At 66.1% G+C, this 20,636-nt stretch carries 18 protein-coding genes and 2 pseudogenes; 9 read left to right on the forward strand and 11 right to left on the reverse strand.

Annotated features, from left to right (window positions below; genetic code table 11):
• Positions 1-5: 5 nt before the first annotated feature.
• Genes ACFHYO_RS01510 through ACFHYO_RS01530 form a run of 5 tightly spaced genes read right to left on the reverse strand, consistent with a single transcriptional unit; the run spans position 6 to position 4,505 of the window.
• Positions 6-665 carry a DsbA family protein gene (locus ACFHYO_RS01510; RefSeq protein ID WP_099649459.1) on the reverse strand — a complete coding sequence of 220 codons (660 nt, stop codon included), beginning with the start codon at positions 663-665 and terminating at the stop codon, positions 6-8.
• Entirely contained in the window at positions 662-1,060 is a 399-nt protein-coding gene (locus ACFHYO_RS01515; protein ID WP_269780411.1) for a disulfide bond formation protein B, read from the reverse strand. Before ACFHYO_RS01515 ends, ACFHYO_RS01510 begins: the two co-directional genes overlap by 4 nt.
• 25 nt (positions 1,061-1,085) lie before the next feature.
• A complete protein-coding gene (gene lspA / locus ACFHYO_RS01520; protein WP_394317855.1) occupies positions 1,086-1,571 on the reverse strand; it encodes a signal peptidase II in 486 nt (161 codons plus the stop codon).
• Positions 1,568-2,191, reverse strand: coding sequence for a methyltransferase family protein (locus tag ACFHYO_RS01525; RefSeq protein WP_394317857.1), 624 nt, complete (start codon positions 2,189-2,191; stop codon positions 1,568-1,570). The genes lspA and ACFHYO_RS01525 overlap by 4 nt, the downstream gene beginning before the upstream one ends.
• A gap of 4 nt (positions 2,192-2,195) precedes the next feature.
• On the reverse strand, positions 2,196-4,505 hold the full coding sequence (locus tag ACFHYO_RS01530) for a heavy metal translocating P-type ATPase (protein ID WP_394317859.1): 2,310 nt from the start codon (positions 4,503-4,505) through the stop codon (positions 2,196-2,198).
• 92 nt (positions 4,506-4,597) lie between these two features.
• On the opposite strand from ACFHYO_RS01530, the gene ACFHYO_RS01535 reads away from it, so the two are divergent.
• The 3 genes and pseudogenes from ACFHYO_RS01535 to ACFHYO_RS01545 form a co-directional block, all read left to right on the forward strand.
• A complete protein-coding gene (locus ACFHYO_RS01535; protein ID WP_119136430.1) occupies positions 4,598-5,044 on the forward strand; it encodes a MerR family transcriptional regulator in 447 nt (148 codons plus the stop codon).
• Complete coding sequence (locus tag ACFHYO_RS01540; RefSeq protein WP_394317861.1) at positions 5,041-5,376, forward strand: YnfA family protein; 336 nt, start codon at positions 5,041-5,043, stop codon at positions 5,374-5,376. Before ACFHYO_RS01535 ends, ACFHYO_RS01540 begins: the two co-directional genes overlap by 4 nt.
• Positions 5,377-5,927: 551 nt before the next feature.
• A pseudogene (locus ACFHYO_RS01545) lies at positions 5,928-6,086 on the forward strand (hypothetical protein); the annotation flags it as partial.
• Between the two features lie 126 nt (positions 6,087-6,212).
• Here ACFHYO_RS01545 and ACFHYO_RS01550 read toward each other — a convergent pair.
• Entirely contained in the window at positions 6,213-6,581 is a 369-nt protein-coding gene (locus tag ACFHYO_RS01550) for a hypothetical protein (RefSeq protein WP_394317863.1), read from the reverse strand.
• 32 nt (positions 6,582-6,613) lie between these two features.
• Between ACFHYO_RS01550 and ACFHYO_RS01555 the strand changes: the two are divergent.
• The 6 genes and pseudogenes from ACFHYO_RS01555 to ACFHYO_RS01580 form a co-directional block, all read left to right on the forward strand.
• Positions 6,614-6,721: pseudogene (locus ACFHYO_RS01555) on the forward strand (peptidase); the annotation flags it as partial.
• Positions 6,722-6,729: 8 nt separating this feature from the next.
• Positions 6,730-10,767, forward strand: a complete 4,038-nt coding sequence (locus tag ACFHYO_RS01560; protein ID WP_394317865.1) for a baseplate multidomain protein megatron — start codon at positions 6,730-6,732, stop codon at positions 10,765-10,767.
• Positions 10,768-10,777: 10 nt separating this feature from the next.
• A complete protein-coding gene (locus tag ACFHYO_RS01565; protein WP_394317867.1) occupies positions 10,778-11,854 on the forward strand; it encodes a DUF2793 domain-containing protein in 1,077 nt (358 codons plus the stop codon).
• Between the two features lie 52 nt (positions 11,855-11,906).
• The gene (locus tag ACFHYO_RS01570; protein WP_394317869.1) at positions 11,907-12,161 is read left to right on the forward strand and encodes a DUF6127 family protein; all 255 of its coding nucleotides are present in this window, start codon (positions 11,907-11,909) and stop codon (positions 12,159-12,161) included.
• 74 nt (positions 12,162-12,235) lie between these two features.
• Positions 12,236-12,910, forward strand: coding sequence for a YcbK family protein (locus ACFHYO_RS01575; RefSeq protein ID WP_394317870.1), 675 nt, complete (start codon positions 12,236-12,238; stop codon positions 12,908-12,910).
• A gap of 39 nt (positions 12,911-12,949) precedes the next feature.
• Complete coding sequence (locus ACFHYO_RS01580) at positions 12,950-13,165, forward strand: hypothetical protein (protein WP_394317872.1); 216 nt, start codon at positions 12,950-12,952, stop codon at positions 13,163-13,165.
• A gap of 290 nt (positions 13,166-13,455) precedes the next feature.
• Here ACFHYO_RS01580 and ACFHYO_RS01585 read toward each other — a convergent pair whose 3' ends face one another.
• The 5 genes from ACFHYO_RS01585 to ACFHYO_RS01605 form a co-directional block, all read right to left on the reverse strand.
• The gene (locus tag ACFHYO_RS01585; RefSeq protein ID WP_394317874.1) at positions 13,456-14,058 is read right to left on the reverse strand and encodes an adenylate kinase; all 603 of its coding nucleotides are present in this window, start codon (positions 14,056-14,058) and stop codon (positions 13,456-13,458) included.
• A 179-nt stretch (positions 14,059-14,237) separates the two neighbouring features.
• The gene (gene copM / locus ACFHYO_RS01590; RefSeq protein WP_394317876.1) at positions 14,238-15,755 is read right to left on the reverse strand and encodes a CopM family metallochaperone; all 1,518 of its coding nucleotides are present in this window, start codon (positions 15,753-15,755) and stop codon (positions 14,238-14,240) included.
• A gap of 649 nt (positions 15,756-16,404) precedes the next feature.
• Complete coding sequence (locus ACFHYO_RS01595; protein WP_394317878.1) at positions 16,405-16,890, reverse strand: DUF411 domain-containing protein; 486 nt, start codon at positions 16,888-16,890, stop codon at positions 16,405-16,407.
• Positions 16,891-17,036: 146 nt separating this feature from the next.
• Positions 17,037-19,466 carry a heavy metal translocating P-type ATPase gene (locus tag ACFHYO_RS01600; protein WP_394317887.1) on the reverse strand — a complete coding sequence of 810 codons (2,430 nt, stop codon included), beginning with the start codon at positions 19,464-19,466 and terminating at the stop codon, positions 17,037-17,039.
• Positions 19,467-19,610: 144 nt separating this feature from the next.
• The gene (locus tag ACFHYO_RS01605) at positions 19,611-20,597 is read right to left on the reverse strand and encodes a cation diffusion facilitator family transporter (RefSeq protein WP_394317880.1); all 987 of its coding nucleotides are present in this window, start codon (positions 20,595-20,597) and stop codon (positions 19,611-19,613) included.
• Positions 20,598-20,636: the final 39 nt, after the last annotated feature.

Genomic DNA, 20,636 nt, shown 5'->3' on the forward strand with positions numbered 1-20,636 from the left:
CGCCGTCAGCTATTCTCGACCGCGAACCGCACATCGGCGATCAGGCTCTCGGCGCTGAAGTTCTCCAACCGATTGCCGTTCAGGAAGAAGGTCGGTGTCTGGCGGATGCCCAAGGCTTCGACATCGGCGGCATCCTGGTTCAGAATCCCGGTAATCCCCGGAAAGAGCTTGTCGGTTTCGGCCTTGTCGAGATCAAGACCGGCAGAGCCCGCAATCTCCCAGGCGACGTCCAACTGCGGGGCGCCATGCACGGCCCAACCCGGCTGCTGCTCCAGCAGAGCATCCAGAACCGGCTCGAACTTGTCCTGCATGCGCGCGGCCTCAAGGATGCGCACCGCCTCGTCAGAACCCTCGTGAAACACGGTATAGCGCAGGACGACGCGGACCTGCGTGGGGAACTGGCGGCGGATTTCCTGCACGACCGGGTGATAGGCGCGGCAGGCTTCACAGGAGGGGTCGAAGAACTCGACCAGCGTGACAGGCGCATCCGCTGGGCCGAAGCTCGGGGAATGGTCGCGGATCAGCAGGGCGGTGTCGGCCGCAGGCGTCACCGCAGCAGCGGCTTCTGCCTCGGCGGTGCGGCGCTGGTTCAGCACATAGGTGCCACCAGCAAAGGCGGCGAGCCCGAGGGCGGAGGCCCCGAGAAGAAGGGTGCGGCGGTTCATGAGCGGTGTCCTTTCGGCAAGACGAGGCAGGCAAGGATCGCGGCAAAGGCTGCCAGCGACAGGTAGGGAATGGGCAGGCCAAGGATCATCTGAGCATCGCCGGTGCAGGACGGGCCATCTTGGGTGCAGGGGACGATTGGCGCGGGCAAAAGCCCTGCATAAAGGCCGGAATGCCAGGCGGCGAGAGCCATACCTGCCAGCGCCAGCGGCAGCCCATAGGCCTTTGCCATCCCGTCACCACGCCAGAGAGAAAGCCCGAAAATCAGGACCAGCGGGAACATTGCAATGCGCTGATACCAGCAGAGCGTGCAGGGCATCTGCCCCAGCACCTCGCCGATGAACAGCGCGCCAAGGGTGGCAGTCAGAGCGATCAGGAACGCTGCCGAAAGGGACATGTCGTCGCGCGACAGGGTCTTGGAATCAGTTTCTGTCAAGAACCGGCTCCTTGCGGCGATGTGACGGAAGAGAGGCTGCGAGGATGCATAGCGCTCCCAGCGTGATGGCGATATCCGCGCCGTTGAACGTGGGCCAATGCCAGTCGCGCCAGTAAAGATCAAGAAAGTCAGTCACGGCACCTTGCCGCAGCCGGTCGATGATGTTGCCAATCGCACCCCCCACGACTAGCGCCAGACCTGCACGCTCCAGCGGGCGACGCGCCCGAAAGGCCATGACGGCAAAGATCAGGGCCAGCGCTCCGGTCAGCGCCGCCATCAGCAGGGGCTTGCCTGCCATGACACCGGACAACAGGCCAAAACTCGACCCCTCGTTGAAACCGAGGGTCAGGTTGAAGCCCGGAACGACAGGGACCGCAGCCCTTTGCGACAACAGCGACAGGGCCGCGGCCTTTGTCAGTTGATCGACCAGCACCGAGGCGGCAATCAGGAAAATCAGGGTAGTTCTGGTCATGGCGCGGCCTTGGGTCCAATGCCGATCCAGCGCGGGACGGATGCGGCATAGCGGTCATACTCCGGCCCAAGCGCCGCGCGCAGGGCAGCTTCTTCCGACTGGACTTGTGTGCTCGCTGACCAGAGAATCAGGATGGGCGCGAGGGTCGTCGGGATGGACGGAACCGTCAAAGCAACTCCGACCAACAAGGCAGCCTGGCCGACAAATGTCGGGTTGCGGCTGAACCGGTAGAGCCCGCCCGAGACGAGATCGCCGGTCTCACCGCCCACCACACCGACGCGCCACGAGGAGCCCATCGACATCTGCGCGGCAAAGGCGACCATCGCACCAAGGCCCGCGATGAAGATGCCGATCAGGCCCAGTACTATGGCATTTCCTTCCGTCCAGAGCGGATCGACCTTGTGCAGCATTGGCACTGCCAGCCAGAGAAGCGGCCCGAAGAAGGCGAGTGCAAAGGCCGCGCGGAACCCGATGGCGGCAAGCTGGTCACGCCCTTTGGCCCGCGCAAACAGCCAGACGGGCCGACCTGCGGCTTGGGCCGCAAGGGCGCTACCCCAGAAGAACAACGCCAGATAGCCGAACAGAAGGGCCAGTGCGGCCCAGCCGAAACCCGAGATCATCGCCCTACGCCTCGCGGTCCGGGTTGAACCGCAGCAGACGCAGCGCGTTCAGCGTGACCAGCACCGTCGCACCTGTATCGGCCAGAATGGCGATCCAGAGGCCGGTCATGCCCAGCACCGTCGTCACCAGGAACACGGCCTTCAGCCCTAGGGCGATGGTCACGTTCTGGCGGATGTTGGCCATGGTGGCGCGGCTCAGCCGGATCAGCCCGGGCACGTCCGTCACCTTGTCGCGCAGGATCGCGGCATCGGCCGTTTCCAGCGCCACATCGGTGCCCGACCCCATCGCCACGCCGACGCTTGCCTGTTTCAGGGCGGGCGCATCGTTGATGCCGTCACCGATCATCATCACGCCGCCGCCCTCGGCCATTGTCTTGATGAAGTTCAGCTTGTCCTCGGGCATCATGTCGGCGCGGAACTCCATGCCCATGCCGCCCGCGATGGCCGCCGCCGTGCGTTCATTGTCGCCGGTCAGGATCACCGACCCCACGCCAAGCGCCTTCAACTGCTGCACCGCTTTGACCGCGTCCGCGCGTGGCTCGTCGCGCATGGCAATGATCCCAAGGCCACGACGCTCGCGGTAGATCGCCACTGCCGTCTTGCCCTCTTCCTCCAACTGCGTTGTCCGCCGCAGGCCAAGCCCGTCCAGTGCACCCGCGTCCATCGCATGGCGGGGTGAGGCAACCCACGCCTTCGCGTCATCGACAATGGCCTCGACGCCTTTGCCGATGATCGCCTTCGCTTCGCGTGACGGCAGCGCCGCGATGCCCGCCTCCTTGGCGCGGTTCAGTATGGCGATGGCCAGCGGGTGGCTTGAGCCGTTCTCGACCCCGGCGGCGACGGCCAGCAGTTCGGCCTCCGTCACACCGTCGAAGGCGATGACGTCGGTGACCACGGGGCGGCCATGGGTCAGCGTGCCGGTCTTGTCGAAGGCCACCTTCGTCACCTTCGCGGTCGCCTCGATCACGGCACCCCCCTTCATCAACAGCCCGCGCCGCGCCCCTGCCGACAAGGAGGAGGCGATGGAAGCGGGAACCGAGATGACCAGCGCGCAAGGGCAGCCGATCAGCAGCAGGGCCAGACCGCGATAGATCCACGTGTCCCACGCCTGACCAAAGGCCAGCGGCGGCACCAGCACGACGAGCAGCGATACACCGACGATGGCGGGCATGTAGATGCGGCTGAATTTGTCGATGAATCGCTCGGTCGGCGCGCGCGAAGTTTCGGCCTCTTCCACCAGCTTGATGATGCGGGCGATCGTGTTGTCCTCGGCGGCCTTGGTGACCTGCACGCGCAAAGCGGCTTCGGTGTTGATCGAGCCTGCAAAGACCGCATCGCCCGGCCCCTTGGTCACCGGCATGCTTTCGCCCGTCACCGGGCTGTCATCGACGCCCGAAGTGCCCTCGACAATCTCACCATCCGCAGGAATCCGGTCGCCGGGGCGGACCAGCACCCTCTGGCCGATGCGCAGCGTGTCGGCGGCAACCTCGCGGGTGGTACCGTTCTCCTCGACCAGCGCGGTCTTGGGGATCAGGTTTGCCAGCGCACGGATGCCATCGCGTGCCTTGTTTGCGGCCACGCCTTCCAGCACCTCGCCCACGGCGAACAGGAACACGACCAGCGCCGCCTCTTCCGCTGCCCCGATGAACAGCGCGCCTAGGGCGGCGATGGTCATAAGCATTTCAATCGTGAAAGGCATTCCGGCTTGCAGCGCCGAAAACGCCCGTCGCGCCACCGGGGCCACGCCGATGACACAGGCTGCGATGAAGGCCCAGTTGGCGATGTCTTCCGACGCCAGCAGCTTGACCGCCCAAGCGGCACACAGCAGCAGGCCGGTGCCTATGACAAGGCGTCCCTTGCCGGTTTCATACCAGCGCTTGCCCCGGTCGGCGGGGTCGTTGTGGACGTGGCCGGGAGAGCCATGACCATCCTCGCTGTCGACAGAAGCGGCGGTGGCCTTTGCCATCGTGTCGGACGAGCCATGGTCGTGGCCGACATGCTCGGCGTGATCAGATCCAGCGAGGTCATCGTCTTTCCTGGTTTCCAGCGCACCGGGCATGACGAACGCCTCGGCCTTTTTGGTCTTGATGGCCCCGATGCCAAAGCCCAGCTTCGTCACCGCCGCCTCGATCTTGTCGCGCGGCGTGGTGCCAGGCTCCAGCTTCAGCGTCAGCTTTTCCGCCATGACGGCTACGTTGACGTCGCTGACCCCCGGAAGCCGCTCCACAGCCGTCCTGATCTTAACGGCACAGGATGCGCAATCCATTCCCGAGACAGTCCATTCCTGTGATTCGGCCTCTGATTTCTGTGCCATTTCAAGCCTTTCCTGCCGGAGCCTTGGCACCGGTTGCAACTGTTCAGGCTCCTCTGTAATCTCTCTAGTAACTAGAGGTGCAAGGACAAAACATGCTCACCATCGGAAAACTGAGCGATGCCGCCGGAGTCAAAGTGCCGACCATCCGCTACTATGAAGAGATCGGCCTGCTGCCCGAGGCCGAACGCAGTGCAGGCAATCAACGGCTTTACGGCCAAAAGGCGCAAGAGCGGCTGACCTTCATCCGCCATGCCCGCGAACTCGGGTTCCCGCTAGATGCAATCCGCGACCTCCTTAGCCTGTCGGACCGGCCAGACCAGTCCTGTGCGGCGGCCGATGCCATCGCCTCGGCGCAGCTTGCAGCGGTCGAGGCGCGCATTGCGCGGCTCGTGGCGCTCAAAGCGGAGCTGGAGCGCATGCTGGTCCAGTGCGCGGGGGGCGTGATTGCCGATTGCCGTGTGATCGAGGTTTTGGGCGATCATGCAAAGTGCCACGCGGACCATGCCCACGCCGGACACCTGATCGAGGTCGCCGGATGAGTTCCGCCCCGACCGTGGCGCTTTATGCCCTTGCCGCACTGGCCGAGATCGCCGGGTGCTTTGCCGTCTGGGCCTGGATGCGGCTTGGGGCCTCGGCGCTGTGGCTTGTGCCGGGTCTTGCCTCGCTTGCTGCCTTTGCCTGGCTACTGACATTGGCCCCGTCCGATGCTGCCGGGCGGGCCTATGCGGCCTATGGCGGCGTCTACATCGCCGCGTCGTTGGTCTGGCTTTGGGCAGTCGAGGGGCAGCGCCCGGATGGCTGGGATGTCACCGGGGCTGCGGTCTGCCTGCTCGGGGCGGCGATCATCCTGTTCGCGCCACGGACTGCATAAAGGATTTCCCTAGCGCAGACCTCGACCGCCCTGCCTTAGATTGCCCCGAAAACCGTGTGTTGCGCGGCCAAATTCACCTCGCGAGCCAGAGAAGGTTCGACCGCAGTCGCGCTCCCTCCGCCACTTGCCGTCGCGAAAGTGTTCTCCCGATCCGGCTGCGGCCGGATTTTCTCGTTGTTTTCGAGGGTTATGCGGGTGGGGCTGAGCACTGGCTCCGCCGCCAGGAGGCTCGGACGCGGTCTCTCAGGGCCGATATTCTCCGGAGCTCATGACTGCGCTGTTTTGGTGTTTAGGTTGTAAGGCTTTGCAAATGTTTGGCTTTTCGGAAGATGCAGCTAAGCACTTCGATGCCAGAGGCATTCGTGAGATGGAACACAAATCGAACTCGACGTCCACCGACGTCGTTTTGCCAAAATAGATTCCAAAAAACGGCTGAAGCGGATTCCGTGGCCCCCCTGGACGGTAGGAACCGTTGGTCCGTGACCTGATGTCCGAGTAGCAACGGACACTGCTCTCGCACTTCGCAGTTACGACGGAGCCGAAACGCCCCCCCGTCGAAGAACCACCGCCGGGTGCTGGGCGGCGTGTTCGGAATCGCTGGAACTGGCGCGTCGTGGCGGGAACTGCCGGAGAGCTTCATTTCATGGGCCTCGGAAAATCATCGGATAGGCCGCTGGCCACTCGCCACTGGGCCGGTGTCTTGGACTTGATCCTCAAAGCCGTAGGCGAGGCCGAAGGCTCCGCGAAACAGCCAGTCCGACGAACAACCTCAACCAGTAATTGTCCTTCTACATTGGACACGACTTTCTTAACTCCACCGAAAAACTCTCAGAGACTCAAGCCGAGAATTGATCTCCGTCTTGCTCAATAAAAATCGCTGCTTCTATTTCCTTGCGGATGAATGTCCGTCCCGACCCTGATGGGTTTTTGAAAACATCTTCCGAAAAATCGATTCCACGCGCACCTTTAAGCTTTCCAACGAAGTACTCCTCGCTGATCTTTCGATCAGCGTAGGCTTTTCCCGCCAGCTGACGAAGTATGTCGAATAAAGCTTGCACACCGATTGTCTTCAAAATGTACGAATCCGGCTTTGCACCGTGCCAGAATACATCTTCGCAGGCCCTCAGGTAGTTTAGGACCATTTGGAATAACAGCGCATCGTTACCTGCAATATAAACATCCCTAAGTGGTGATTTGTCTTTCACTCCCTCTTTGAGTACCTGCCTCGGACTCGCGGCCCGACACCTTCCTTCACGCCTATGAACGGCTCGGCGTGATCGAGGAGCCGCTCACCCCGTCATGGCGGCGGCGCATCGCCTTCGCCTTCCTGTTCCCGCAACGCTGAGACCCGACATGGCCACCCTCGTTCTCGGTGCCGCTGGCGCCGCCATTGGCGGTTCGATCGGCGGCGCGATCCTCGGCGTGAGCGCCGCCACCATCGGCGGTTTCATCGGCTCCACCATCGGCTCTGTCGTCGACAGCTGGATCATCTCCTCGCTCGCGCCCACCCAGCGCATCGAAGGCGCGCGGCTCGACAGCCTTCGGATCACGTCCTCCACTGAAGGGGCAGTGATCCCGCGCGTCTACGGCCGCATGCGGATGGGCGGCAACATCATCTGGGCCACCGATTTCCGCGAGGAGACCAGGACCACCACGCAGGGCGGTGGCAAGGGCGGCGGAGGCGGCAAGGTCAGGACGACCGAGTATCTCTACTATGCGAGCTTCGCAGTCGCGCTGTGCGAGGGCTCCGAAGCCGGTCCCGCAGGGGCCATTCTCTCCGGTGGAGAGAATGGAGGCGGAGGAGGCCCGGCAGGGCGGGGAATCGCCGGCATCGGGCGCATCTGGGCCGACGGCAAGCCGATGGATCTCTCCGGCGTCACCTGGCGCTGGTATCCGGGCGACGAGAGCCAGACCGCCGACCCGTTCGTCGCGGCGAAGATGGGCGCGGCGAACACGCCCGCCTATCGCGGCACCGCCTATGTCGTTTTCGAGGAGCTGGCGCTCTCGACCTATGGCAACCGTCTGCCGCAGCTCTCATTCGAGGTGTTCCGCCCGCTCGCGGATCCCGACACGGCCGAGGGGCTGACCCGGGCCGTCACCATGATCCCGGCCTCGGGCGAGTTCACCTACGCAACGCAGGCGATCCGCAAGACCGATGGCGGCGCGACGGTGCCCGAGAACCTGAACGCGCTGGCAGACTCCACGGACATGGTGGAGGCGCTGGACCGGCTTCAGGCCATGGCCCCTGCGGTCGAGAGCGTCAGCCTCGTGGTGGCGTGGTTCGGCGACGATCTGCGCGCGGGCTCCTGCAAGGTGCGCCCTGGTGTCGAGGTCTCGGCCAAGTCGACTACCCCCGCCAGCTGGTCGGTGAACGCCGTGAGCCGCGCCGATGCCTTCCTCGTCAGCCGCGATGACCAGGATCGGCCGGTCTATGGCGGCACGCCGTCCGACTTCGCGGTGGTGCAGGCCATCCAGGAGATGCAGGCGCGCGGGCTGCGGGTGACCTTCTATCCGTTCATCCTGATGGACGTGCCGCCCGGCAACAGCCTGCCGAACCCCTATTCCGACAACGCCGCCAACACGGGCCAGCCCGCATTCCCGTGGCGAGGACGGATCACCTGTTCTCCGGCCGCTGGCTATGCCGGGACCGTCGACAAGACCGCCACGGCCGCCACGCAGGTCGCCGCGTTGTTCGGCGCGGCGACGCCCGCGAGCTTCAGCGTCTCGGGCGAGAGTGTCGGCTGGACCGGCGCAACCGGCGACTGGGGCCTGCGGCGCATGGTGCTGCACTACGCCCATCTCTGCGCGGCGGCGGGCGGGGTCGATGCGTTCCTGATCGGCACCGAGATGCCGGGATTGACGACGATCCGATCCGGAGCCAGCACCTATCCGGCCGTGCAGTCCTATCGGGATCTGCTCGCCGATGTCCGCACGATCCTCGGGGTCGGGACGAAGATCGGCTATGCCGCCGACTGGTCGGAGTATTTCGGGCACCAGCCGGGCGACGGCAGCGGCGACGTGTTCTTCCACCTCGATCCACTCTGGGCCGATCCGGAGATCGATTTCGTCGGGATCGACAACTACATGCCGCTCTCCGACTGGCGCGACGGGTTCGAACATGGCGACGCGCAAGAGGGCTGGCCCGCGATCTACGACCGGGCCTATCTGCAGGCGAATATCGCGGGCGGCGAAGGCTTCGACTGGTTCTATGCCAGCGCGGCGGATCGCTCGGCGCAGGTCCGCACCCCGATCACAGATGGTGCGGCGGCCAAGCCATGGGTCTTCCGCTACAAGGATCTGTTCGCCTGGTGGGCGAACACGCACTACGACCGCCCGGGTGGGGTCGAGAGCGGGACGCCGACCGCGTGGGTGCCCGAGTCCAAGCCGATCTGGTTCACCGAGCTCGGATGCCCGGCCATCGACCGCGGCACCAACCAGCCCAACGTCTTCTTCGATCCGAAGTCCTCGGAAAGCTTCGTGCCCTACTTCTCCCGCGGTTGGCGGGACGACGCGATCCAGCGCGCCTACCTCGAGGCGACGTATCTCTTCTGGGGCGAGGCCGCGAACAACCCGGTCTCGTCGGTCTACGGCGGCCGGATGGTGCATGTGCCCGAATGCGCCGCCTGGACCTGGGACGCGCGGCCCTATCCGTTCTTCCCGGCGCTGACCGACGTCTGGACGGATGGGGCGAACTGGCGGCTGGGGCACTGGCTGACCGGCCGTCTCGGCGCGGTGTCTCTGGCGGCCCTTGTCCGCCAACTCTGCCTGCGCGCCGGGCTCCCTGAGGATCGCATCGACGTCACCGCCCTCTGGGGCGCGGTCGAGGGTTATGCCATCACCGCGCTCGAAAGTCCGCGCGCCTCGATCACCACGCTGTCGCGGCATTTCGGCTTCGACGCCGTGGAGACCGAGGGCGTGATCCGTTTCATCATGCGCGGCCGGGCCTCCGTCGCCACGCTCGGTCCCGACGATCTGGTGGCCGGGCGTGAAGGCGACGTACTGGAGCTCACGCGCGGCCAGGAGACGGAACTGCCGCAGGCGCTGAAGTGGCAGGTTGCACGCGCCGACGAGGATTACGACGCGGCCCTCGTCGAGGCGCGGCGCATCACCGTGGACACGACCCGGATCGCGTCCGAGTCCTTCCCGATGGCGGTGCCGCCCGAGGAGGCCGAGCGCCGCTGCCGTCGCGCGCTGATGGAGGCGTGGGTGGGGCGCGAGACGGCGGCATTCCGATTGCCGCCTTCGCGGCTTGCGCTCGATCCGGCCGACGCGATCCGGCTGGAGCATGACGGGCGGCTGGTCGATCTGCGGCTAATCTCCATCGCCGATGCCGAGGCGCGCGGCATCGAGGCGGTGCGCCAGGACCGCGCGACCTACGATCTGCCGCCCGGCGATCCGCGCGCGGCGTCGCTGACGCGGGCCGTGGTGTTCGGCGCGCCGGATGCGGTGCTGATGGACCTGCCGCAGCTGACCGAGGATCAACCCGCGCATCGACCTTTTGTCGCCGCGCACGCGGTTCCGTGGCCCGGCGAGATGGCGGTGTTCCGCAGCCCGTCGACGGACGGGTTCGAGCTGCTGACGACGTTCGGCAGCCGCGCCCGGATCGGGATGCTGGTCTCGGATTTCTACGCCGGGCCGACGTCGCGCTTCGATCTCGGAAACGCGCTGGTGGTCGATCTGCTGACCGGCACCCTCGAAAGCGTCACCGACCTGACGCTGTTCGGCGGGGCCAACGCGCTGGCGGTGGAAACCGCGCCTGGTGTCTGGGAAATTGTGCAGGCGGGCGCGGCCGAATTGCTGGCGCCGGGCCGGTATCGGCTGACCCGCTTGCTGCGCGGTCAGCGCGGCACCGAGGGTGCCATGGGCAACCCGGCGCCTGCGGGCGCCAGGGTCGTGATGCTGGACACCGCGCTTGCATCACTGCCCATCGCCGAGGCCGATCTCGGCATCCCGAGGAACTGGCGCATCGGCCCGGCCAGCCGCCCAATCAGCGACGAGACCTATGTGGCACAGGCCTTCACGCCTGCAGGCGTCGGGCTGCGTCCGTTCTCCGTCGCCCATGTCGAGCAGCCGTGGCGCAGGCCGCGCACGCCCGGCGATCTGACGATCCGCTGGACGCGCCGCTCCCGCGCGCTCGCAGCCGACAGCTGGGGCGGGCTGGATGCGCCGCTCGCCGAGGAGATCGAAGCCTACGAGGTCGAGATCCTCGACGGCGCTGCCATAAAGCGGGTGCTGAGCACCGCCACCACCGGCGCGATCTACACCGCCGCCCAGCAGAGCGCCGATTGGGGCGCGCCGCTCGGCCCCGGCGACAACCTCACCGTCCGCATCTACCAGCTCTCCGCCCTCGTCGGGCGGGGCGCGCCGAAGACCGTCACGCTCTTGTTCTGAAGGCTATCCCATGTCTGACGCCACGACCCATCTCCTGCTGCCCTACATCCTCGCGGCGCAGGCCCAGAAACACGTCACCCACAACGAGGCGCTGCGGATCCTCGACGGGCTCGTCCAGCTTTCCGTCCTTGATCGCGATCTGGCAGCGCCCCCGGCAGGCCCGGCGGACGGCGACCGCTACATCGTCGGCTCGGGCGCGACAGGCGACTGGGCGGGCTGGGACCTGAACGTGGCGCTCTGGACCGATGGCGCCTGGCTGCGCCTGCCACCACGGACCGGCTGGTGCGCGTGGGTCGAGGACGAGGGGCTGCTGCTGGTCTACGACGGCGCGAGCTGGATCGGGACAGCTCCGGCATCGCTGCAGAACCTCGCGCTGCTCGGGCTGGGCACGACGGCGGATGCATCGAACCCGTTCTCGGCCAAGCTCAACGCCGCGCTCTGGACAGCGAAGACCGTCGCCGAGGGCGGCACCGGCGATCTGTTCTACACCATGAACAAGGAGGCGGCCGGCGATGACCTCGGCCTGACGCTGCAGACCGGCTTCGTGACCAAGGCGCTGGTGGGCCTCTTCGGCTCCGACAGGTTCCGCCTCGCGGTCTCCGCCGACGGCAGCACATTCTTCGACGGGCTGAGCGTGGACAACGCCACCGGCATTGTCGACCAGCCCCGGCTGCCGCGGTTCAAGGCGTACACCAACTACGACAACTACGTGGGCGTTGGCACCTGGACGAAGATCGGCCTCAACAACACCGACACCAACGATCAGGGGGCGTTCGACGCCGCGAACAACCATTTCGTCGCGCCCGTTGACGGCACCTACCTCTTCGGCGCGACGCTGCTCTACAAGATCAACGCCAGCGCCACGGCCCGCATGCGCGGGCGGCTCGTGCTGAACGGCACGACCGAAATCCGCGGCTCCCTCGGTGAAATCTCCGCCACCCATGTCTCGCTCGCCACCGCCATCTGGCTGCAGACCATGGTGCCGCTCACCGCAGGCGATACCGTCGAGCTTCAGGGGTATTTCCGGGTCGCGGACGGCTATTTGGCAGCCGACCACACGTCCTTCTGGGGCTGCAAGATCGGCTGAGCGGCGGGAGGAGGATCCGATGACACCACCCCGATTTGAGGGCTTCGTGCGCATGCCCGACGCCGAGTTCGAGGCGATCCTGACGCGGGCGGCCGAGGAAGGCGCGAAGCGTGCGCTCGCCGACGTCGGCCTTGACGGCGAGGAAGCCGCGCTCGACATCCGCGATCTGCGCTCGCTCGTCGACTGCATCCGGATCGTGCGCCGCACCGCGATGCAGACGGCCGTCCGCATGATCACCACCGGCGTCATGCTGGCGCTGCTCTCCGGCATCGCCATCAAGCTCAAGATCTTCGGCGGCGGCCCGTAGCCGCGCGAAGCATCAATCCATCAGCCCACCATGACCCGCCCTTCAGGCGGGTTTTTCGTTTCTGGAGGACCCCCATGACCACGACCTTCCACCGCCATTGGCGCGACGTGCCGGAGAGCGCCTGGCGCTGGCCGAATTTCAGCCCGGCCGAGATCGCCTGCCGGGGCACCGGCAAGCTGCTGATCAACGAACCCGCGCTTGACAGGCTGCAGGCGCTGCGCGACCGGCTGGGCAAGCCGCTGATCGTCCGCTCGGCCTATCGCAGCCCCGAGCACAACCGCGCCGTCGGCGGCGCGACCCGGTCGAAACACCTCGACGGCACCGCCTTCGACATTGCCATGGCGAATCACGATCCGGTGGCCTTCGAGGCGGTGGCGCGGGAGGTCGGTTTCCTCGGCTTCGGCTTCTATCCGCGCTCGGGGTTCATGCATGTCGACCTTGGGCCCGCGCGGCAGTGGGGCGAGCGGTTCCCGGTCCGGCCGACTGCCTTCGCCGAAGAAACGCCACCAGCGCGCGAGGTTCTGGCCGACAGCCGCACCATGAAGGGCGGCGGCGCGGCCGGTGTGGCGACGCTGGGTGCCGCGGGTGTCGAGGTTGCGCAGAGCGTCCTGGCCGAGACCCAGTCCGCCATCCTGCCGCTTGTGTCCTATCTCGAAACGCTGCGCTGGGTGTTCATCGCCGTGGCACTCGCGGGCGTCGCCGTGACCATCTACGCGCGGCTCGACGACTGGAAGCGGGGGCGTCGATGAATCGCCGCGCTGCTGAGCGGCATTGCCGCCAGCCCATGGATGCGGGCCGCGCTGCGCTACGGCGCCGTTGGCTTCAGCGTGCTTCTGTTCCTGCTCGCGCTCCGGCGTTCCGGCGAGCGCACCGGCCGCCTCGCCGAGCGTCTTGAAACCACGGAGAAGACCAATGATGTCCAACGCCGGATGCTGGAGGCTGCCGCTCGCCGTCCTCGCGATCGCGCCGAGCTTGCTGACCGGCTGCGCAACGGCCGGTTCTGAAAACGGCGGCCTCGCGTTGTGCCCGCCGGCTGTGGAGTACAGCCGTGAGCTTCAGGCGCGGGCCGCCGAGGAACTGGCATCGTTGCCGGAAGGCTCGATCATCGCGGAAATGCTGAGCGACTACGCAGTGATGAGAGAGCAGGCTCGGGCCTGCTCTCTTGAGACAAGCTAGCAAGAGCCTGAGCTCCTGCGGTCTGCAATCCGCACCGATATGGCGACAGGCCGCATGCCGATTCGATCGCTGGACGCAGCGGCCAGGTGGTGTCCCTCACCGTTCCTTGTCGCCAGGATCAGCGTCGTGATCCCGAGGATCGCCGGGTCAGTACGTCCTCAATCTCGCGCGCCACGTCGTCGATGCCCTGCATTCCATCAACCGTAATGAGCTCATTCCTTCGGCGATAGTAGTCCAGTAGCGGCTCCGTTTTGTTCCGGTATGCGTCGAGACGTCTGACAAAGGTATCCCGATTGTCGTCGCTACGAGCCGTGCCGCCAGCGGCCAGCGTATCGGCGACGCGCTTTTCCATTCGCTCGATGAGCGAGGTCTGATCGACCTTCAGTTCGATCACTGCGTCAAGCCTGACGCCCCTTCGCTCCAGCATGGCCGTCAGGGACTCCGCCTGCGCGACTGTCCGGGGAAAGCCGTCGAGAATGAACCCTTTGCGGCAATCCTCTTGATCGATCCGGTCGGATACCATCTGGTTGACCACATCGTCGGGTACGAGTTCGCCGCGATCCATGATCGCCTTGACCCGCCGCCCGGTTTCGGTGCCTTCGGTCACAGCAGCGCGCAGCATATCTCCTGTAGAAAGCTGAGGGATCGAGTGGCGTTCGGCCAGGCGCTGCGCCTGCGTTCCCTTCCCTGCTCCCGGTGGTCCGAGCACTATCAGTCTCATTGTCTCTTCTCACCTCTTGGATAGCCACGAGGGCGATGGCGGCGGTGATTCCGATGCACCGAGTACCGTTTGGAGAAGCCCTGCACTTGCGCGCAGGCCGGCGCTGACTGTGTTGGCGGACATGATATCCATGCTTCCAAGTCTGGCGCCGGAGCGAGACCGCTCCGGCGCCGAACTCCTTAGCGGCTCGATCCGCCGTACACGATGCCATTCGGCCGATCGCCGACGGGCACCGTCCTGACGACGTCCTGGCTCTCTACGTCGATGATCGACACTGTGTCGTCCGCAATGTTCGTTACGAACACGTAAGCCCCGTCCGCCGATGCCGACACGCCATGGGCGCCACCCCCGGTGGTGATCGTCTTCACGACCTCTCCCGTCGCCGTGTCGATCACGGACACCGTGTCGTTCGGCTCCGCGTCGGTGCCCTGGTTGGCCACGTAGACGTAGGCTCCATCCGGGGTCGCGAACATCTGGATCGGGTTCGGCCCGACGTCGATCCTGTTCGTCACCTCGCGGGACGAGGTGTCGATGACGGCCACCCGGTTCTCGTCGCGCAGCGAGACGTAGACCTGATCGCCAGACGGCGTGAACCCGACCTGTACAGGCGCTGCGCCCACCGGGATGCGCGCAACTTCCGTCAGGTCCTGCGTGTCGATGACGGAGACCGAGCCGTCCTCGACATTGGCCACATAGAGCTCGCTCTCATCCGGGCTGAGGCGCAGCCCGTGCGGATAGGCTCCGGTCGCGATGCGTTCGATCACCGAAGCCGCCGCGAGATCGACGACCGCAATTTCGTTGCCGCCGGAAAGCGAAGCATAGGCGCGCCCGTTGCCGTCGGCGACGACATGCGCCGGATGCGCCCCGACTTCCAGAGTGGCGACGGGTTGCGACAGTCGTTCCGGATCGAGCACCACCAGAACCCCTCCGCCCGCATCGGTGTCGGCATGTCCATCGTCAGCCGATCCGTGCGCGTGATCGGCGGCAGGTCTCCCGACCGCCAGCAGCAGATTTCCGTCCGGCGTCAGATCGACATTGTGCGGCGACACCCCGACGTCAACGGTCTCGACCGAACCCGTGCCGAGATCGATGGCGCTGATCGAATTGCCGCCCTCGTTGGCGGAGTAGACGGTCCCGCCTGTCTGGCCGAGGGCGGTTGGTGCCTTGCCGGCGTTCGTCTCCAGCCATGCCTGCATTTCAGCGATCTCGCCCTCCTGCGCCGCGATGATCTGGTCCGCCCATGCCCTGGTCTGCGGATCGTCGCCGTATTGCTGGACGATCTTCGCCATGTCGATCGCTCCCTGATGATGCGGGATCATGCCCCGCACGAAGGCGACGTCCGGGTCGTCGGCCATGACACCTTCCATCATCGGTCCGTGCATTTCATTCATCGAGGCGACGTAGGCCTGCGTGAAGTCGGGAGCGCCGGAAAGGCTCGTTGCGGCGCCACCGGCGCCGGGTGCGGCCATTCCGCCGTGCATGCCCCCCTGCATCATCTGCTGCATCGTCTGCATCATGGCCTGGCCATGCTCGGGCATTCCCTGCATGCCGGGCATCTGCGGCCTGGGCGCGGGTGCCTGTTCCGCCTGGGCGGGCGGGGTTGCCGGGTGGTGGGTGTCATGTTCGGCCTGGGCGAGAGCCGCGCCCGGCAGGCCCGCCAGCAGGCTGACGGAAAGAACGATTGCAGTTCGGTTCATGGGTTTTCATCCTTTGGCACCGGAGCGCCGGCGTCACATTCGCGGACGCGGGCCTCCGAAAGTTCGTCTGGGCTTGAGGTGCGCGCTTGCCGGCGGTTGCGCCGGAGCGGCCGTCATGCAGCGATAAGACGAGGCGGCCTCAGGATTCCTTCGGGGGATCGTTCCCACGGGTCACGGTGCATGACCCTGAACGGTTCACCATTCACAGACGGCCCGAACGTCAGCGGCCCGACGGGAACGGCGGCGATCAGACAGGTCTGACAGCAGTCGGCCAGCATCTGGCCGCCGCCATCACTCTCGCAGCCTGCAGATGTCGCTGCCCCGTGATCGCCGGACATGTGATGTTGGGCGCAGTGGCTTGCCGTCGCAGCGCTCTGTTCGCGGTGGAGGGCGTGTCCGGTCGGGCTGGCATGCGCCACGCCCTGCAGAACGAGGGCGCTGACGGCAAGCAACAGGAGGCCGATCGCAAACTGGCGCAATCGGCCGCATCCCGTCGCGAACGCAACTCTCGAGCGCCCGCTCATGAGCCACCTGCCTTCTCGGTGTCGAGCCGGGGCGATGCGCCGCTGAGGCGGGCAAGGCCCATGGCTCTCGGTTTGTGCTGCATCGGATCGGTGGCAAGGTGGACGGTCATGTGGAGGCGCCTGGCTCAGATTTCCTGCGCGCCGAGGTAGCGCCCGAAGGTCTGGGTGGTCGGACCGAACAGGAGCACTTCATAGGCTTCGGGGTCGACGCCGGAAAGATCCATGCCGGGCGAGCCGGCAGGCATTCCAGGAACGGCAAGTCCCGTTCCGGAGGGCCGCTCGGCCAGCAAGCGGCGGATCGCGGTGGCTGGCACATGACCCTCCACCACATAGCCGTCCACCTCGGCCGTATGGCAGGAGGTCAGCTCGGCCGGCACGCCGAGCCGCTCCTTGAGGCTGAACACATCGTCCGAGTTCACCACCCGCACCGGGAAGCCCGCGGCTTCGATATGCTCGATCCAGCCACCGCAGCAGCCGCAGGACGGATCCTTGGTGACGGTCACGAGCGGCAGGGCCTCGGCCCGGGCCCAGGCCGGCATCGACAGCAGGAACGGAAGTGCGGCGGCCGCCGCGAGAACGGCCCGCCGGCTGATGGTGTGATCGTTCCGCATCGTCAAACCTTTCTTCGTGGACTCCATCATCTCATCGGCCCGGTCCGAACGCGACCCACGAACGGGTGAGAATGCGCCTGCGCGCCGCGGCATGATGTCGCCTGTCGGATGCGCTCGCGGGATCGGCCGCCGATGCCACCCGGTCATCACAGCTTCACCCTCCGCAGCCGTGACGCGTTCGCGATGACACTGACCGAGGACAGCGCCATCGCGGCGGCGGCGATAATCGGCGACAGCAGGATGCCGAAGAACGGATACAGCACGCCGGCCGCGACCGGGATACCGAGCGCGTTGTAGATAAAAGCGAAGAACAGGTTCTGACGGATGTTGCGCATCACCGCCTGCGACAGCCGCCGCGCACGAACGATGCCGGTGAGATCGCCCTTCAGCAGCGTTACGCCCGCGCTCTCCATTGCCACATCCGTCCCTGTGCCCATGGCGATGCCGACATCCGCGGCGGCCAGCGCCGGCGCATCATTAACCCCGTCGCCGGCCATCGCCACGACTTCCCCGGCCGCCTTGTGCCGCTGCACGACTTCGCTCTTCTGATCGGGCAGGACCTCTGCCTCGACCTCGTCGATGCCGAGCTGGCGCGCGACCGCCTTCGCCGTTGTCCAGTTGTCGCCGGTGAGCATGACCACGCGGATGCCTTGGGCCTTCAGCGCGGCAAGCGCTTCAGGCGTGGAGGGCTTGACCGGATCGGCGATGGCGAAGATTGCGGCGACCTCTCCGTCCACGCCCATGAAGATCGCGGTCGCCCCGTCTTGGCGCAGCCGGTCAGCCTGCGCGGCCAGCGGCGTCACATCGACCCCTTCTTCGGCCAGGAAGTTTGCGTTGCCGAGGGGAATGCGCTTGCCCTCGACCGTGCCATAGGGGCCCTTCCCGGTCGGCGAGTCGAAATCCGCAACCGGTGCGGTCGCGATCCCCCGCTCCTCTGCCGCGCGCACGATGGCGAGCGCCAGCGGATGCTCGCTCGCCCGCTCGACGCTGGCGGCCAGGCGCAGCACCTCCTCCTCGGTAAGACCGGCAGCGGGAACGATGGCCGTGACGGCGGGACGCCCCTCCGTCAGTGTGCCGGTCTTGTCGACGATGATCGTGTCGACCTTCTCCATGTGCTCGAGCGCCTCGGCGTTCTTGATCAGGACGCCATTCTGCGCGCCGCGGCCGACGCCGAACATGATCGACATCGGCGTCGCCAGACCCAGCGCGCAGGGGCAGGCGATGATCAGGACCGAAACCGCCACGACCAGCGCATAGGCGAAGCGCGGCTCCGGGCCCCAGATCGACCAGGCGATGAAGGCGAGCACCGCGACCACGATCACCGCCGGCACGAACCAGCCCGACACCTGGTCGGCAAGTCGCTGGATCGGGGCACGGCTGCGCTGTGCCTCTGCGACAAGCTGGACGATCTGCGACAGCATGGTGTCGCGTCCGACCTTGCGGGCCTCGATCACCAGCGCGCCGGACTGGTTCATGGTCCCCCCGATCGCCCGCGAGCCGACCTCCTTGGTCACCGGCATGGATTCGCCCGTCACCATCGACTCGTCGACGGCGCTGCGGCCTTCCAGCACCTCGCCATCCACGGGCACCTTCTCGCCCGGCCGCACCCGCAGGCGGTCGCCGACATGGACAGTGTCGAGCTGCACCTCTTCTTCGGTGCCGTCATCACGGATGACCCGTGCGGTTTTCGGGGCGAGATCGAGCAGCGCCCGGATTGCGCCGCTGGTGCTTTCCCGCGCCCGGAGTTCCAGCACCTGTCCGAGCAGCACGAGCACGGTGATGACCGCTGCGGCTTCGAAATAAACCGCGACCGACCCGTCATGCTGGCGGAAGGCGTCCGGGAAGATGTCTGGCGCGAGCGTCGCAACGACGCTGTAGATCCACGCCGCCCCCGTGCCCATGGCGATCAGGGTGAACATGTTGAGATTGCGCGTGACCAGCGACTGCCAGCCGCGCTGGAAGAAGGGCCACCCGGCCCACAGGACGACCGGGGTCGCGAAGAGCAGCTGGATCCAGTTCGAGGTCTGCTGATCGATGTAGCGGTCCAGCCCGAGGAAATGGCCGCCCATTTCCAGAATGAATACAGGGACCGTCAGCACCAGCCCGATCCAGAAGCGGCGCCGCATATCGATCAGTTCGAGATTGGGCTCCGCCTCGAGGCTGACCAGCACAGGCTCCAGCCCCATGCCGCAGATCGGGCAGGATCCCGGCCCCACCTGCCGGATCTCTGGGTGCATGGGACAGGTGTAGATCGTCCCCTCGGGCACGGGCTCGGCCTTTGCCGCCGCAGCGGCCGGGTCGAGGTAGCGGTCCGGCTCGGCCAGGAACTTCGCGCGGCATCCGGCCGAGCAGAAGTAATACGGCCGCCCCGCATGCTCGGCCTTGTGCTGCGTCGCATGGGGATCGACCATCATGCCGCAGACCGGGTCCTTGACCCGATGCACGCTGTCTGTCGGAGTCGCCTCCGCAGCGTGCGAATGCTCCGTCCCGTGGTGCCCCGAGTGAGCATGCCCGTGTTCGTGAGAATGTCCCGGCCCGCGATGCTCATGGCCGCCGACGCGAGAACTGCTCTCCATGTGGAGGGGGGCAGGGTGTTGGTCTTTGCTCTTGCTGGCCATCATGTACCTCGTCCGGGAAGTGCCCGAGAATCGTCCTCATTCGTCCTGCACCTTCCTGTCGTTGGAAGGTCAAGAGTAAGCCGCCAGGCGGAAGCCGCGGCGTCAGTGTTCATGCTGGGCGCTCCCTTCTTCCGGTCTTGCCCGCACGGCCTGCCGGGACTTCGCCTTCGGCCGCGTAACATCGATCTCGGCAGCTCCCTCCTCAACGGCAAGGCAGTATTCCTCGATCTGCGTGGTCGAGAAGTAGACCTTGAACCGGTCGCGCAGGAGGTTGTTCACCTCCCTCAGCACCCGCTCGCCATCCTGCCAGTCTCGAACGCAGACGTGGCTCGAGAACACGTTGCGCCCGGACGTCAGGCTCCAGGCATGGACGTGATGCACGTCCGTCACGCCGTCCAGCTCCCGAATAGCCGCGATCGCAGCCTCGATATCCAGATCCTCCGGGGTGCCTTGGAGCAGGATGTGCAGCGACTCGCGCAGGATGCCCCAGGAGGCCCAGAGCAGGACCAGCCCGAAGGCCATGCCGAGCAGCGGGTCGATTGCGAGGAAGCCGGTGAAGCGGATCACCAGGGCCGAGATGATGATGAGGAAGCTGCCAACGAAGGTCTGCAGGATGTGCCAGTAGGCGCCCCGCATGTTCAGGTTGTCCTTCTGGCGCTCGTACAGGAGCCAGAGGGCGACAAGCTCGGTGGCGATGCCGCCCGCTGCCGCGATCAGCATCGGCGTCGTGGCCAGCTCGATCGGCTCCATGAGGCGCATCGCGCCCATCCACAGCACGAAAATCGCCATGCCGGCGAGAAACAGGCCGTTGAAGAGCGCGCCAAGGATCTCCGCCCGGATGTAGCCGAAGGTGCGGGCCGGGCTGGACTTCCGCTCGCCCAGACGCATCGCGACCAGGGCGATGAGCACGCCGCCCACGGCCGAGAAGGTGTGGAAGGCATCGGACATGACGGCGACCGAGCCCGTCCAGATGCCGATCCCGAGTTCCACGATGAAGTAGAGGCCAGTGAGCCAGCCCGAAATGACGAGCGCTTTGCGATCACCACTCGCGGGCAGGTGGCCCGCATGGCCGCCGTGAGACATCGACATGGGTTCGCCTCCTGTAGACCGCGCTCCATGATCCTTGTG

This window comes from Paracoccus panacisoli, from assembly GCF_042435015.1.
Lineage (GTDB): Bacteria > Pseudomonadota > Alphaproteobacteria > Rhodobacterales > Rhodobacteraceae > Paracoccus > Paracoccus panacisoli.

Coding starts and splice junctions, on each gene's coding strand:
- ACFHYO_RS01510 (WP_099649459.1), bottom strand. CDS start 665: ATGAACCGCCGCACCCTTCTTCTCGGGGCCTCCGCCCTCGGGCTCGCC.
- ACFHYO_RS01515 (WP_269780411.1), bottom strand. CDS start 1,060: ATGTCCCTTTCGGCAGCGTTCCTGATCGCTCTGACTGCCACCCTTGGC.
- lspA (WP_394317855.1), bottom strand. CDS start 1,571: ATGACCAGAACTACCCTGATTTTCCTGATTGCCGCCTCGGTGCTGGTC.
- ACFHYO_RS01525 (WP_394317857.1), bottom strand. CDS start 2,191: ATGATCTCGGGTTTCGGCTGGGCCGCACTGGCCCTTCTGTTCGGCTAT.
- ACFHYO_RS01530 (WP_394317859.1), bottom strand. CDS start 4,505: ATGGCACAGAAATCAGAGGCCGAATCACAGGAATGGACTGTCTCGGGA.
- ACFHYO_RS01535 (WP_119136430.1), top strand. CDS start 4,598: ATGCTCACCATCGGAAAACTGAGCGATGCCGCCGGAGTCAAAGTGCCG.
- ACFHYO_RS01540 (WP_394317861.1), top strand. CDS start 5,041: ATGAGTTCCGCCCCGACCGTGGCGCTTTATGCCCTTGCCGCACTGGCC.
- ACFHYO_RS01560 (WP_394317865.1), top strand. CDS start 6,730: ATGGCCACCCTCGTTCTCGGTGCCGCTGGCGCCGCCATTGGCGGTTCG.
- ACFHYO_RS01565 (WP_394317867.1), top strand. CDS start 10,778: ATGTCTGACGCCACGACCCATCTCCTGCTGCCCTACATCCTCGCGGCG.
- ACFHYO_RS01570 (WP_394317869.1), top strand. CDS start 11,907: ATGCCCGACGCCGAGTTCGAGGCGATCCTGACGCGGGCGGCCGAGGAA.
- ACFHYO_RS01575 (WP_394317870.1), top strand. CDS start 12,236: ATGACCACGACCTTCCACCGCCATTGGCGCGACGTGCCGGAGAGCGCC.
- ACFHYO_RS01580 (WP_394317872.1), top strand. CDS start 12,950: ATGCGGGCCGCGCTGCGCTACGGCGCCGTTGGCTTCAGCGTGCTTCTG.
- ACFHYO_RS01585 (WP_394317874.1), bottom strand. CDS start 14,058: ATGAGACTGATAGTGCTCGGACCACCGGGAGCAGGGAAGGGAACGCAG.
- copM (WP_394317876.1), bottom strand. CDS start 15,755: ATGAACCGAACTGCAATCGTTCTTTCCGTCAGCCTGCTGGCGGGCCTG.
- ACFHYO_RS01595 (WP_394317878.1), bottom strand. CDS start 16,890: ATGCGGAACGATCACACCATCAGCCGGCGGGCCGTTCTCGCGGCGGCC.
- ACFHYO_RS01600 (WP_394317887.1), bottom strand. CDS start 19,466: ATGGAGAGCAGTTCTCGCGTCGGCGGCCATGAGCATCGCGGGCCGGGA.
- ACFHYO_RS01605 (WP_394317880.1), bottom strand. CDS start 20,597: ATGTCGATGTCTCACGGCGGCCATGCGGGCCACCTGCCCGCGAGTGGT.